The sequence below is a fragment of the Sporichthya sp. genome, from assembly GCF_013815995.1.
Classification (GTDB): Bacteria; Actinomycetota; Actinomycetes; order Sporichthyales; family Sporichthyaceae; genus Sporichthya.
Window position 1 is genome coordinate 1 of sequence record NZ_JACDFE010000016.1, and the last position, 12,836, is coordinate 12,836.

The following is a 12,836-nucleotide window of genomic DNA, read 5'->3' on the forward strand; positions in this document are numbered from 1 at the left end:
GACCACGTCCATCTGCGGCCAGCCACCGGCGCGCACGCCGGCGTCGGCGAACGGGATCGACCGGGACAGCGCGAGCGCCGCCGCCACCGCCCACTCGGCGACCCCGCGGGCGTTCGCTCCGGCGGCGTTGGCGACCGGCACACCGCGGGCGGTCAGGGCCGCCACATCGAGCACGTCGACGCCGGCGCTGGGCTGTTGCACGAACACCAGGTCGGGGCCGGCGGCGGCCACGGCAGCGGCGTCGAGGTGGGCCGCGCCGGCGCTCTGCCACGCCCCGAGGACGATCTCGGCGTCGGCCAGGGCGGCGTGGAGCTCCGGGACCGTCGAGCTCGGCAGCAGAGTGAGCTCAGTGCGCCCGGTCAGGTCACCCAGGGCGGCGCGCACCACGTCGTCCGGCATCGGCAGCACCGAGAGCACGCGCCAATTGCTCATGCGGTGGCGCCGGACTGCAGAACCGTCACCGTGCCCGCCGATCCGTCGACCTCGATCAGAGCACCGTCGGCGATCTTCGCGGTGCCGTCGCGGGTCCCGATCACGCACGGGATGCCGAGCTCGCGCGCGACGATCGCGCCGTGGCTGATCGGACCCCCGATGTCGATCACCAAGGCCGCCGAGATGATGAGGACCGCCGCCCAACTCGGGTCGGTGGTGCGGCAGACCAGGATCTCGCCGGGCTCGGGACCGTCGTCGGTCTCGGGGTCCAGGACCACCCGGGCCCGGCCGGTCACCACGCCGGGCGTGACCGGGATTCCGGTAACGACGACCGTCTGCCCGGCCGGGGTCGGCTCGGCCTTCTGCGGCACGAACGGGACCGGGGCGCCCTCCCAGAACTCGGGCAGTTCGAAGGCCTTGTAGCGCTCGTGGAGCTGGCGCCGTCGGCCCACCAGATCACCGACGCCGGCCGGTAGCGTCGGCGCAGCCAGCTCCTCCAGCGTCAGGTGGAAGACGTCGTCCGGCGCGTTGAGGGAGCCGGCCTCGGTGTGCAGCTCCCCGAGCCGCAACGCGGCCGCGCGGGCGACGTCCACGCACTGCAGGAACGCGGCCTTGCCGGTGCCGCGCAACGGGATGAAACGGGCCGCGGTCTTGAGCGCGATGGCCGCAGCCGTCCGTTGGGTCCGGGCCGAGGCGCCGAGCAACTCGCGCTCGGCCGCCACCCGCTCGGCCGACCGGGCGGCTTCAATGGCCCGCGGTGCCTGCGCGTCGGTGAGGTCGGCGTAGTGCCCCAGCAGCTTCTCCAACGGGGACCGGTCCAGCCGCCAGATCCGTGCGGCCAGCTCGCCTTCGTTCGGGCCGTGGTAGCCGTGCCGGGCGACGAATTCATCCAGCGAGAGCGCAGCCCGCGAGACGTCCCAGAGATCGCCGACGTAGGCGGTCTCGGCCATGTCGCCGTAACCGGTGACCAGAGCAATCTCCAGCCCGGGTTTGCCGGCCCGTTCGGCCGCCGCGCGGACCTGCTCGTACAGCCCCTGACAGAGCATCGCGGCGAGCACGTGCGGGCGCATCACACCGGCGAACTTGCGCGCCGCAGCGTCGAGGTTGGCGCGGGCCTGCTCCGTCGTCATCGTGGGCGCGGCCGTCACTGCCTTACGCCACCACGGACCGATGTGCTCGCCGGCCCGGTCCAGGCGGCCGGCCACACCCCACATCGCCATCGGTGCTTTCAGCCCGACGACCGGGTAGCGCTGGAACTGGGTGCGGCTGGACACCCCGGGGCGCACCGTGCCGAACAGCTGGGACTCCATCGCGTCGCCACTGGTGCCTGGCATCCGGTCCGCCAGGTTGCGAAAGGTCTCCAGGTTCGCGGCGGCCCGCCCGAAGAAGATGTCCCAGACGCGTTCGTCCGGGTCAGTGGGCCGGGACACCTGAGCCTCCGTCAGAACGCCGAGGTCGCAGAACGCGCCGCGAAGGCCGCGCTCGGTGCGCTCGCCGAACAGGCTCCAGGTCAAGGTGGTGACGACGCCGGGGATGGCCTCGCCGGCGTTGATCGTGGACCAGGCCACCGAGGGCGAGGATCCGCCGCAGTGCAGGACGTTCGCGGGCTCCCGCTCACTCATCGGATTCGCCGGGCTCAGCGGCTGACTCGGTGAGCTGGTCCTCGCCGCTCTTCGAGCGGCTGAACATGTTGCGGACCTTCTGCCCGTTGGCGACGGCCTTCTCCGGATCGACCAGATAGGTGACGTCCTCGACCAGGCGGGCGAGGGAGTCCTGGATCCGCTTCTGGTCGATGTGACTGGCGGCGACGCCGACCGCCGAGTTCACCTGCTCGGCGAACTTGCCGAAGGTCTCGGTCACCGCCTCGTCGAAGGACTTCTCGTGCACGGCGCACGGCGGCAGCGTGGAGGGCGTGGGCCGGGTCAGCTTGTGCCGGGTCTTCCAGCGCGGATCGTGCAGGTAAGGCCGTCCCGTCACCTCGTAACGGCAGATCAGCCCGGCATTGTTCAGGGTGGCCAGGTCGGCGTCCATCGCCTCGGTCGGGTGGTCGTCGGCGCGAAGCGGCCAGAGGTAGCCGTTCAGCACGGCCGGCTGGTCCTTGGCCCGGCCCTCGTCATCGAGGACGGTGGGCAGGTAGGCGTAGGTGTACGCGCTCTCCAACGGCAGGGCAGCCAGGCGCTCGTCCTGGGCGTCGTCCGGATGGATGCTGCGGAGCTTCTGGGGCATGCCTGCAGTATTTCCGGCGCTCACGAAGCCGGGAGCAGGGCGTCCGCGTCGCGGATGTCCTTGTGGAAGCGCTTGTGCACGTGGAGCTTCCTGTTGCCCAGGGACGTGCAGACCCACCACAGCCCGGTCGGCTCACCGATCCGGGTGGTGCGGGGCCCTTCCTCGAGGACCTTCTCCACGGTCGTCGTACGCAGCCGGCCGGCCTGAGCGAGCAGGATGCGGCGGTCGGTGACGATCACCGTGCGGAACGGACGCGAGACCGCGAGCATGACGACCAGCGGCACGATTCCGAGCAGCAGCAGGGGCACGAACAGGTACTGGCTCACGGTCTGCGCCGCGAACACGGCCTGGACGGACTCGCCCGGCTGCAGATGCGGCGCGGCGTTGGTCCGGATCTTGTCGCGGATGGACTTCATGGCCCTGACGGTACCGGCGGCTACCGTGGCCGCATGTGCGGGCGCTACGGAGCGAGTTGGGGTGTCGACGACCTGGTCGCGGAGTTCGACCTGGACTCGGTCGATGTTCCGGTGGAGGAGCGGCTCGCGCCCGACTTCAACGTCGCGCCGACCAAGCCGGTCTACGGCATCGTGACCCGGCGCGGCCGGGATGAGGCGGCCGAGGCCGTGCCGACCCGGCGGCTGGTGACCCTGCAGTGGGGGCTGGTCCCGTCCTGGGCCAAGGACCCCAAGATCGGCTCCCGGATGATCAACGCCCGGGTCGAGACGGTGGCGGAGAAGCAGGCGTTCCGGTCGGCCTTCGCCAAGCGCCGCTGTCTGCTCCCGGCCGACGGGTACTACGAGTGGTACGCCCAGCAGGCCGGCGGCAAGCAGCCGTTCTACATCCGCCGCCGGGACAGCAAGACGCTGGCGATGGCCGGGCTGTACGAGTTCTGGTTGGACAAGGCCAAGAACCGGGAGGACCCGACCGCCTGGCTACGCACCTGCACGGTGATCACCACGACCGCGAGTGATGCCATCGGAGCGATCCACGACCGCCAGCCGATGTTCGTCGAGCCGTCGGGCTGGGCCGCGTGGCTGGACCCGGGGGAGTCCGACGCCGCTGCGTTGACCGAGCTGCTGGTGCCCAGTCCCGGTGCCGGCCTGGAGGCCTATCCGGTCTCCACCGCCGTCAACAATCACCGCAACAATGGCCCGGAGTTGATCGCTCCGCTGGCGGAAACAGAACCTCAGACGCTCTTCTGAGGCCGGTTCCAGACCTGAGGTCTCCCTGGACTCCCAGGTCCCGCGATCTAGGGTGCGCGCCATGGCGATGAAGTATGCCGGCGAGGACGGGCGGGTCAACGCCTCCATGGCCCCGGTCTCCGAAGCGCTCAAGGCCGCGAAGCTGACCTACGAGGTCAAGGTCTGGGACGGTGCCCAGCACGCATTCTTCACCAACACCGGCGAGCGGTACAACGCGACCGCGGCCACCGCGGCGCAGAAGCAGTTGCTCGCCTGGTTCGGCGCGCACCTGGCCTGATCAGCGGGCGTCGCAGTCGATGCCTGCAGCGGTGAGCTTCGCCCGCTGAATCCGGAACGGCTCTGCGGCCGCGTCGAACTGCTTCTGGAATGCCGCCTCGTCCCCGGTATCGGCCGCTTCCTTCAGGTGAGCGTCATCGGCGTCGGAGAACTCGCGGTAGGCCTTGAAGGTGTCGGCGGCCTCCTGCTCGTCCTCGGATACCGAGATGTCGTCAACCTTGGCGTCGAATTCCTCGATCAGGTCGTCGATCTCGGGTTTCTGGTCCAGGTAGCTCTCCCGCGTGGGCACGAAGCCGTCGCCGCCGCGCACTTCGATTGTTCGATCCACCAGGTCCTCGCACAGCCGGTTGACCTCTGTCAGCCACGGCCCGGACCGGGTAGGTGAGGCGGTGGGCGATGCGGCCGGCGAGGCGCTGGTCACTGCCGACGCGCTCGATGTAGTCGAGGGCGTGGCCGCCACCTCATCGTCGTCGTCACTGCAGGCGGCGGTCGTGATCACGAGGAGCACACCGACCAGGAGGGAGGAACGCCGCACGGCACTCACCGGCTTCCGAGCCACAGGAACAAGCGGATCTGACAGTTCGACAACATAGGGCCAAACCTGACTCTGGCGGGAGTGTCGGGCTGTCGCGGGCCGCCTAGGGCCCGGACCTGCGACCAGAGTGGCGCTATTGCGGGGCGTAGCCGCGTACCACGTCGGCGTGAATGTGATCGAGGTGACGCAGCGTCACATTGGTACTGTCGCCCGAGGGGTGGACGTAGGGGCGCCAGCCCATCACCGAATTGACGTTCGACCAGACCGTGTCGTCGAAGATCAGCGTCGCGATCTGGTAGTAGTCCGCATGGGCGATCAGCCAGTGCGCGAGCAACCAACCGCGGGCCTTGTTGTCCGGGTCGGACAGGCTGAAGAAGATGTCGACCGCGCGACCGTCGTAGTGCGCGGAGTTCTCGATGTGGCCGCCGCTGACGCCGCCGGGCGCGAAGCCGCCGATCGGCCGGCCGCCGTAAGCCTCGGCCCAGCCGCGGATCATCGCGATCGTCCGCAGCGTCAGGCCGTTGCTCGCCATCAACTGCTGTGGCATCCCCCGTTGCGGGGTCACGCAGGTCAGCGTGTGCGGCCGGAACAAGGCGTAGACCGCATCCAGCGAGGTGGTGCGGGGAACCGGGTGCAGCCGCTTGAACCGGATCTCCGAGCGGGCCTGGTCGGCCCGTAGCGGCACCCGGCCTTCCTTGGTGAGCCCGTGCTCGAAGGCACGCGCCGCCTTCACGTAGCTGAGGCCGTCCCGGTAGGCGACCGCGGCGAGCATGGTCAGCGAACGAGCCGCCGTCAGGTCGATCGCCCACACCCCGTACCCGAGGTCGAGTTGGCACTCTGGCTTCTTGGTGGTAGCGGCCGGGACGACCCGCGGGCCCTTGGTACGCGCCGTGGATCGGGTCGCGATCGCACGGTCGCGCGTCGACACGTCCACCAGGCCGCTGGCGTCAGCGGCGCCGACCGAGCCCGGGGGAGTCGCGGAGCCGTCACTGCGCGTGGCCTGCACGGCCACCGCGCCACCGGCCAGCAGAACCGCGGCGACCGCGATTCCGACGGCTCGCTGGGATCGCTTCCCGTGTGCGCGCTCTGCGGTCATCGGAACCATTGTCTCAGACGGTCGGCCGGGCGCAGGAATTCTCTAAGGTGACGCTGCGTCAGGCGCGTCGGAGTTAAGACCTCTTCTTGGCCTTCTTGGCGGCCTTTTTGGTGTCCTTCGCCTTGCTTGCCGAGGTTCCCGCCGTCACCGAGACGTAGACCCGGCCGGGACGCGCCGAGGAGGCTGTCGTCTGGCCGGGCGTGGTGGGCTGCCAGCCGGAGGCCGGTGCCCACGTCCGGTCGCCGTAAGCGATGGTGTCGAGCTTGTAGTCGGCGCCGCGGGCAGTCAGCCAGGACGCGAGGACCCAACCGGCGCTGACCTCGGGGGAGAAGGTGTCGGCGACCGCAATGTTCAGGGCCCGGCCGGCAGCCTCGGGCGTGTTCTTCGCGGCCTTGGATCCGTACCCGCTCATGGGGAGCTTGCCGAAGGCGTCGACCACGCCCTGGCGCATCGCGTCCGCGCGCGGGGTCAGGCCGGACTTGCCCTTGACCTCGGCGGGCACCGCAGGCGGGCCGAAGGCGCAGGTCAGGCCGCCGGGCTCGGTCAGGGCGCGAAGGTCGGCCACCGCGGCGGCGGACGGCACCGCGGTGTCCTCGCGGGTGAACAGGTCGAGGGCATCGGTCGTCGAGAGGCCCTGGGCCGCCTTGGCGCTGCCCAGGTCCAGCACCCGGGCGACCATGTCCGCCGGAGCCTTGACCTGCCAGCCGACGGCGGCGACCTGGGTCAGGGTGCGGGCAGCGGGCACCGTCATCGTGCGGGGGACGCCGTTGACCATCAGCACGCAGGTGTTGGCGGCCGGCCGATCGGCCGGGTCGGCGGCGGCGGTCGTGGTCAGGACGTCGGCCTTGGGGGTATCACCGGTACTCGACGAGGAGTCCTCGCCGCCGAGGGTCACGGCGGCGGTCAGGGCCACCACGCCGACGCAGACGCCGACCAGGGGCACCAGGGGACCGCCGCGCAGTGGCAGGCGGAAGCCCGCTGTGGGGCTTTCCTCCGGTGCCGCCATGGCAGGTCTCCTCGACGTTGCGCCACTTCTGGCGCCGGTACTGATACAGGGTGGGGCTTACGGTGCCGCCATGTCCGCACGCTGAAGAACTGTTGGTCCAATCAGGCGACACGAAACCGTACATAAGCGGACGAGGTGGCCCACGCCACATCGGCACGGCAGGCCATGCCGGTTTGAAATGCGTCGACTAAGGGAACTACATCGGGTTGCGCGACGGGTTCTTCCACAGCAGTGCACAGCTCAGTGCGCCGCCGCAGCCTCGGCGCCGAGGTAGGTCGCGATCACCGTGGGGTCGGACAGGACGTCGTCCGGCGCGCCCTCGGCGACAACCCGGCCGGACTCCAGGGCGATGATCCGGTCACAGGTGCGTCGCAGCAGTCCGACGTCGTGCTCGACGATCACCAGCGCTCCACCGGTGGCCTCGCGGATCCGCTTCATCAGCGGGCCCATCAGCTCGGCCTCGGCGCGGGCCAGACCGGCGGCCGGCTCGTCGAGCAGCAGCACGTCCGGCTCCTGCGCCATCAGGCAGCCGAACTCGACCAACCGGCGGGAGCCGGTGGACAGCTCGCTGGCGAACCGGTCGCGGAACACCGCGAGACCGAGCAGGGAGATGATCCGCTCGACGCGCTCGCTGACATCGATCTCGGAGAGCAGCGAGGCCGGCAGCCGGAGGGCCGCAGCCAGCGGCTCACGGGAGCTCACCCACCGTTCGCAGGAAACCGCGATGGTCTCGGTGACCGTGAGGCCGGGGAACAGCTTCGCGTCCTGGAACGACCGGCCCAGGCCGAGGTGCGCGCGGGCCTGCGGGGTCAGGTCGGTGACGTCGTTGCCCTTGAAGAAGATCCGCCCGGTATCCGGAACCAGGAAGCCGGACATGGCATCGAGGATGGTGGTCTTGCCGGCGCCGTTGGGCCCCATCAGCCCGACGATCTCGCCCGCCCGGATGTCGATGTCGACGCCGGCGATGGCGGCGACGCCACCGAAGGTCTTGCGCAGGTTCCGGGTGGCGATCACGACGCGGCCGACGGGCTCGGCATCCTCAGCCGCGATTGCGGCTTCGACGATGTCGGCGAGGTCCTCAACGACCTCGTCCACCTCGTCCCCCTCGTAGGGGTCCTCCAGCCCGTCCAGGTCGTCGAGGTGCTGGCGGGCCTCGTGCACCGCCTCCGGGTCGATCTCCGGCACCTCGAGCCCGTCGATGTGCGGCAGGTGCTCGTCGGCCTGCTCGAGGGCACCGGCCAGGAACACCGAACGGATCAGGTCGCCGCGTTCGAGGATCCCCTGCGCCGGCCCGGAGAAGCGGACCTCGCCCTTCTCCAGGAACATCGCGCGGTCGGAGACCTTGAGGGCGAGTTCCGCGGACTGCTCGACCAGCAGGATGCCCAGACCCTGGTCGCGCAGGTGGCGCACCACGTCGAGCAGTTCGGACACGATCGCCGGTGCCAGACCGAGCGAGAGCTCGTCGATGAGCAGCACCCGGGCGCCGGGCTTGCCGTCCGTGCCGGCCGGACCTTGCACGAGGGCCTGGGCCAGCGCCAGCATCTGCTGCTGGCCGCCGGAGAGCAGGCCCGCACGGTCCTCCATGCGCGTGGTCAGCGCGGGGAACAGCTCGATGGCGTGGGCGACGGCCGCGGCGCAGTGCGCCTTGTCCTTACGCGTCACCCAGGTGGCCATCCGCAGGTTCTCCGCGACGGAGAGGTCGGGGAAGATGCCGCGTCCGCCGGGCATGTAGGCCAGGCCGAGCCGGGCCATCTTCATCGGCGAGGAGCCGGTGGTGTCCTTGCCGTCGAAGCGGACCTTGCCGTGCTTCGGCGGGGTGAGTCCGGAGATCGCGCGCAGCAGGGTCGACTTGCCGGCGCCGTTGGTGCCGAGCAGGCCGAGCACCTCACCGGCACCGACGTGGACGTCGACGCCGTGCAGCACCTTGTTGCGGCCGTAGGAGACCTCGAGGCCGGTGCACTCGAGCAGATGCTGACTGCCGGTCATCCGGCACCTGCCGGTCGGCCCGTCGGCCGTGGGCCGGGTCCCTCCTCGGGCACCGCCAGCGGGTCCGGGCCCGCGGCGGAGAGGCGACCGCTGATCGAGGCCAGGTCGACCTCGGTGGCTCCGGTCTCGCCGCCGGGACCGGCCAGGGTGATGCCGCGCATCCGGGCGACCAACCGGAAGTAGTACCCGCGGCCGGAGATCACGACCCGGCCGAGTCCGCCGGGCAGCACCAGGAGCACGAACAGCACGCCGGCGCCGGTCACGAACAGTTGCATCCCGCCGGAGAGCTTGTACTTGGCGTAGCTGAGGAAGATCGCGCCGAGCAGGGCGCCCGTCACCGAGGTCGCGCCGCCGAGCACCACCATGGTGAAGGCCTCGAAGGAGATCGAGGGGGAGTAGGTGCCGGCACGTACGCCGTCGAGCGCGATCACGTGCATGGAGCCGGCCAGCCCGGCCAGGGCTCCGCTGACCGCGAACGCGGCCAGCTTGATCTTGGTCGGGCTCAGGCCGCGGGCGGCCGCCGCCCGCTCGTTGTCGCGGACGGCGATCATCGCGCGACCGGTGCGGGAGTGCCGGATGCCCTGGACCAGCACCAGGGCGATCCCGAGCATGGTCAGGCAGAACCAGTACAGGGTCTTCTCGTCGTAGAGGTCGAAGCGCTCGAGAACCAGTGGCCGGTCGACCTGCGTCGGGATGGCCGAGGGGAAGTTCGCCGGGTTGAGAAAGAAGGTCGAGAGCGGGACCGCGAACGCCAGCGTGGTCACGCCGAGGAACAGCCCGCGGATCCGCAGGGCCGGGATGCCGATGGCGACCGCGGTGACCATGCCGGTGACCATGCCGGCGAGCATCGCGATCAGCAGGTCGGCGCCGGTCTTGGCCACGAGATCGCCGGTGACCACCGCGCCGACGCCGGCGATGGCGAACTGGCCCAGACTGATCTGACCGGCCCAGCCGGTGAGCACGACGAGGGAGACCGCGACCAGGCCGTAGATGATCGTGACGGTGCCGAGCAGGCTGATCTGACTCGGGCTCAGGGCGTAGGGCAGCAGGATCGCCCCGGTGATGACCGCGGCCAGCACCAGGCGCCGGCCCCAGATGATCTCGGGCAGGTGACGGATCTCGGCCGGCACCGGCGGCACCTCATCCGCGGTGGCCCAGCCCGCCGTGTTCGCGTCGGCGGCTCGGGTGAGCTTGTGGCGCTGCAGCAGCAGCGCGACCAGGACCGCGGCCAGCAGGAAGACGTCGACGTAGCTCGACCGGGAGGTGTTCCAGAACACCGCCTGCTGGAAGACGCCGACGCCGATGCCCGCGAAGACGGCTCCGGGCAGGCTCTCCATTCGGGCGATGACGGCGGCGGCCAACGCCGGCAGGAGCAGCGAGGGACCGCCGGCGATCTCGCCGCCGGCGCCGACCAGCGGGGCGGAGAGCATCGCTGCCAGCGCGGACAGCGCACCGGCCAGCGCCCACACCAGGGTCGAGAGCCGGCGGACCGGGATACCGAGGAGCATCGCCCGCTCAGCGTTGGACGACGTCGCGCGAATGCCGACACCGACCGCTGAGCTGCGCAGGAAGAGGGCGAAGACCAGCAGCACGATCGGAACGGCGATCAGGATCATCACGTGGGCGCCGGTGAAGACCAGGCCCTCGAAGGTGAACTTGATGTCGAGCGGGGTGCGGAAGGAGCCCTGCAGCCCGCCGAAGCCGCCGCCGGATCCGACGAGTTTCGGCACCGCGAACTGCATGGCCGCAAGGATCTGCGCGAGGCCGATCGTGGCCACCGTCAGAATCAGGCGCGGCGCCCAGAACAGTCGCTGCACGACGAGGCGATCGCAGAGCGCGCCGATCACCGCGGCCACGACCAGACCGACGCCGAGCGCGACGTAGTAGTTCCAGCCCTTGACGAGGAACAGCTGGACCGCGAGGAACGACGCAGCCGAGCCCAGGGCGGCCTGCGCGAAGTTGATGATCCGCGACGACCGGTAGACCAGGACCAGGCCGAGCGCAGACAGCCCGGTCAGCGAGCCCAGCACGACGCCTTGCAGGACCACGCCGAGCGGCAGGCCGGAGGGCAGGATCGCGTTCAGGATCGCCCACGCGATCGGGGCGCCGACAATCGCAGCCAGCACTCGGCTGCGCTTGTCGTTGAGGGCGGCGGGCACTGCGGCGGGCAGTGGACTCATCAGCGTCGGCGGCCTACGGCGCCACGGCCGGTGGGATGGGCATGTTCACCTTCGGTGGCCAGGTGGCTCCGATGTAGCGCTTGCCCCCGTTCACCGGCACGCAGCGGCCCGGCCGGTTGTTGAACGGGCTCAGCGCCTTCGGGTCGAAATAGAACTCCCGGGCGTCGTCGGTACTGGTGTAGTCGTTCGGCCCGAAGCTCCACTGCCGTACGCGCCCACATGCTTGCCGTAGGCGAACATGCCCCGGCCGAACGCCGCCGGGTTCAGGTTCGGCCCGGCCGTAGCCCGACAGGATCAGCCGATTCGGCCGGGTGTTCACCGAGCGCTCGCGGCCATCCGGAGTCGATCGCCAACCGCTAGCACAATGACCGCGGCCAACCCCAGCGCGAGCGCGAGGATGGCGAGGTCGTTGTTCGTGTCCTCGGAACTTCCGAGGGCGGCGTTCTGGGTGGCGGGCGACTGAGCGGGGATCAGATTCTCCTCGACGGGGACGTCGCTGGCGGGCACGTCTCCGAAGCCGGCGGCATCTACCTGCGGGGCAGCGGCCGTCGGACGGTCGGTGGTGTTGGGCAGGGCGCCGGCGGTGAGGGCGTCGGTGATGGTGTCGAAGGCGCCTTCGAGTTCGACGAGTCCGGAGCGGACGCTGACTCCGCCGAGTTCGATCCGGCCACCGCTGCGACCGCCGGCACCGCCGACGAGGGCGTTGGCCACGATCTGGGCGGCGGCGGCGTCCGGGTTGGCGGCGATGACCGCGTCCATCAGCTGCGTGACGACCGGGGCCAGGGCCGCGGAGGCGGAGTTGGTCGGCTCAACGAGGGCCCCCGGGTTGCGCACCTGAATGACCAGCGGGGCGACCGATCCGCCGGTGGCGTCGGCCAGGTTCGTCGGCGCGTGCAGCACCAGGCCGAGCGGGGCCAGTTGCTCGTTGGCCTGCTTCAGGCTGGTCGCGAGTTCGGCCGGGCTGTCCACCGGCAGGCTCTGACCGGCGACGATCAGGGATCCGATGCTGAAGCCCGACGTGGCGTTCGCGGAGTTGGCCTGGTCGGCCACCCAGCGCAGGCCGGAGAGCACGACCTGGCCGTTGCCGAGGTCGAGTCTGCCGAGGGTGACCTCGGAGCCCGCGCCGGCCTGGGCGGAGGTGGCGATGGAGCGGCCACCGGCGAGTTCGAAGACGCCCGGCAGCTTGAGCGTCGGCCCCTGCACGACACCGCTGGCCGCGAGCGGGTCCTTGGTGGCGGTGGCCGACTCGTGCCCGATGAAGGCCCCCGGGTCGGTGGCGCTGCCGGCCGGAAGCGCGGGCGCGCCGGCCTCGGCGAAGGGATCACGCTCGACGGAGTTCTTGCCCTCGCTGTCGGCGCTGATCGGGGAGGGGAGCGACGGGAGCGCGACGCCGTCCGGGGCCTGCCCACTGGCCGCGCCGCCGGCCAGGGTGCCGAGCAGACCGAAGTCCGCTGCGGCGGCCGAGGCCTGGGCGGTGCCGTTGGCCACCTGGGCGGTGACCAGGCCAACGCTGGTGGTGACGCCAGGCAGCCCGACGTACGGCACGAGGCGGGCCAGCACGGCCTGCGACTGACCCTGGGTTTCGGTGTCGGCCTTGTTGGGGGCCGTGTCCGGCCCCGCATGAACCGAGGCGGAGGCAGCGATCAACGCGCCCGCGGCCAGCGGCAGGCCGAGCCGAATGCGGCGGCTCACCCTCATTGGCGCCTCCCGGGATTGGGGATTCCTGGCAGCTGCCGCGACCTGATGGGTCCGCCACCGCCACGTTCACCGTATTCGGAACAGTGTGAACGTAGTACCTCATGACGCGAATTCTTTACCGGTTCGGACCATTGTGCGCATGGGAAGCTGTTGTGGACCTGTGCGGGGCGGAATCAGTACCGAGCCTTGAGCGGCGCTA

Annotated in this window: 12 protein-coding genes and 1 pseudogene; 2 read left to right on the plus strand and 11 right to left on the minus strand. The window is 70.6% G+C overall.

All coding sequences use genetic code 11. The features are described from left to right. From H0X00_RS03480 to H0X00_RS03495, 4 genes and pseudogenes are all read right to left on the minus strand, one after another. Positions 1–432 (minus strand): annotated as a pseudogene (locus H0X00_RS03480) (3-phosphoglycerate dehydrogenase); the annotation flags it as partial. After that, the gene (locus H0X00_RS03485) at positions 429–2,054 is read right to left on the minus strand and encodes a PEP-utilizing enzyme (RefSeq protein ID WP_293767340.1); all 1,626 of its coding nucleotides are present in this window, start codon (positions 2,052–2,054) and stop codon (positions 429–431) included. The gene H0X00_RS03485 and the pseudogene H0X00_RS03480, both read right to left, overlap by 4 nt. Further along, positions 2,047–2,658 (minus strand): hypothetical protein, encoded by a 612-nt coding sequence (locus tag H0X00_RS03490; RefSeq protein ID WP_293767341.1) that lies wholly within the window; start codon positions 2,656–2,658, stop codon positions 2,047–2,049. The genes H0X00_RS03485 and H0X00_RS03490 overlap by 8 nt, the downstream gene beginning before the upstream one ends. 20 nt (positions 2,659–2,678) lie before the next feature. After that, positions 2,679–3,074 (minus strand): hypothetical protein, encoded by a 396-nt coding sequence (locus H0X00_RS03495; RefSeq protein WP_293767342.1) that lies wholly within the window; start codon positions 3,072–3,074, stop codon positions 2,679–2,681. A 33-nt stretch (positions 3,075–3,107) separates the two neighbouring features. On the opposite strand from H0X00_RS03495, the gene H0X00_RS03500 reads away from it, so the two are divergent. After that, entirely contained in the window at positions 3,108–3,860 is a 753-nt protein-coding gene (locus H0X00_RS03500) for an SOS response-associated peptidase (protein ID WP_293767344.1), read from the plus strand. A 61-nt stretch (positions 3,861–3,921) separates the two neighbouring features. Continuing rightward, complete coding sequence (locus H0X00_RS03505) at positions 3,922–4,137, plus strand: dienelactone hydrolase family protein (RefSeq protein ID WP_293767345.1); 216 nt, start codon at positions 3,922–3,924, stop codon at positions 4,135–4,137. Here the strand turns inward: H0X00_RS03505 and H0X00_RS03510 are convergent, their stop codons facing one another. The 7 genes from H0X00_RS03510 to H0X00_RS03540 form a co-directional block, all read right to left on the minus strand. Next, positions 4,138–4,671, minus strand: a complete 534-nt coding sequence (locus tag H0X00_RS03510) for a hypothetical protein (protein WP_293767346.1) — start codon at positions 4,669–4,671, stop codon at positions 4,138–4,140. It abuts the gene before it with no gap. 133 nt (positions 4,672–4,804) lie between these two features. After that, a complete protein-coding gene (locus H0X00_RS03515) occupies positions 4,805–5,767 on the minus strand; it encodes a hypothetical protein (protein WP_293767348.1) in 963 nt (320 codons plus the stop codon). A gap of 73 nt (positions 5,768–5,840) precedes the next feature. Continuing rightward, entirely contained in the window at positions 5,841–6,773 is a 933-nt protein-coding gene (locus tag H0X00_RS03520) for a hypothetical protein (RefSeq protein WP_293767350.1), read from the minus strand. A 240-nt stretch (positions 6,774–7,013) separates the two neighbouring features. After that, positions 7,014–8,759: an ATP-binding cassette domain-containing protein gene (locus H0X00_RS03525; RefSeq protein WP_293767351.1), complete on the minus strand. Its 1,746-nt coding sequence runs from the start codon at positions 8,757–8,759 to the stop codon at positions 7,014–7,016. After that, positions 8,756–10,939: an ABC transporter permease gene (locus H0X00_RS03530; protein ID WP_293767353.1), complete on the minus strand. Its 2,184-nt coding sequence runs from the start codon at positions 10,937–10,939 to the stop codon at positions 8,756–8,758. Before H0X00_RS03530 ends, H0X00_RS03525 begins: the two co-directional genes overlap by 4 nt. 13 nt (positions 10,940–10,952) lie before the next feature. Beyond that, positions 10,953–11,258 (minus strand): hypothetical protein, encoded by a 306-nt coding sequence (locus H0X00_RS03535; protein ID WP_293767354.1) that lies wholly within the window; start codon positions 11,256–11,258, stop codon positions 10,953–10,955. After that, positions 11,255–12,631, minus strand: a complete 1,377-nt coding sequence (locus H0X00_RS03540; protein WP_293767355.1) for a hypothetical protein — start codon at positions 12,629–12,631, stop codon at positions 11,255–11,257. The genes H0X00_RS03535 and H0X00_RS03540 overlap by 4 nt, the downstream gene beginning before the upstream one ends. Positions 12,632–12,836 lie beyond the last annotated feature (205 nt).

What these genes read in the sequence shown, in the direction of transcription:
- H0X00_RS03520 (WP_293767350.1), bottom strand. Translation starts at nt 6,773, where the DNA reads ATGGCGGCACCGGAGGAAAGCCCCACAGCGGGCTTCCGCCTGCCACTG.
- H0X00_RS03515 (WP_293767348.1), bottom strand. Translation starts at nt 5,767, where the DNA reads ATGACCGCAGAGCGCGCACACGGGAAGCGATCCCAGCGAGCCGTCGGA.
- H0X00_RS03500 (WP_293767344.1), top strand. Translation starts at nt 3,108, where the DNA reads ATGTGCGGGCGCTACGGAGCGAGTTGGGGTGTCGACGACCTGGTCGCG.
- H0X00_RS03505 (WP_293767345.1), top strand. Translation starts at nt 3,922, where the DNA reads ATGGCGATGAAGTATGCCGGCGAGGACGGGCGGGTCAACGCCTCCATG.
- H0X00_RS03525 (WP_293767351.1), bottom strand. Translation starts at nt 8,759, where the DNA reads ATGACCGGCAGTCAGCATCTGCTCGAGTGCACCGGCCTCGAGGTCTCC.
- H0X00_RS03485 (WP_293767340.1), bottom strand. Translation starts at nt 2,054, where the DNA reads ATGAGTGAGCGGGAGCCCGCGAACGTCCTGCACTGCGGCGGATCCTCG.
- H0X00_RS03490 (WP_293767341.1), bottom strand. Translation starts at nt 2,658, where the DNA reads ATGCCCCAGAAGCTCCGCAGCATCCATCCGGACGACGCCCAGGACGAG.
- H0X00_RS03495 (WP_293767342.1), bottom strand. Translation starts at nt 3,074, where the DNA reads ATGAAGTCCATCCGCGACAAGATCCGGACCAACGCCGCGCCGCATCTG.
- H0X00_RS03530 (WP_293767353.1), bottom strand. Translation starts at nt 10,939, where the DNA reads ATGAGTCCACTGCCCGCCGCAGTGCCCGCCGCCCTCAACGACAAGCGC.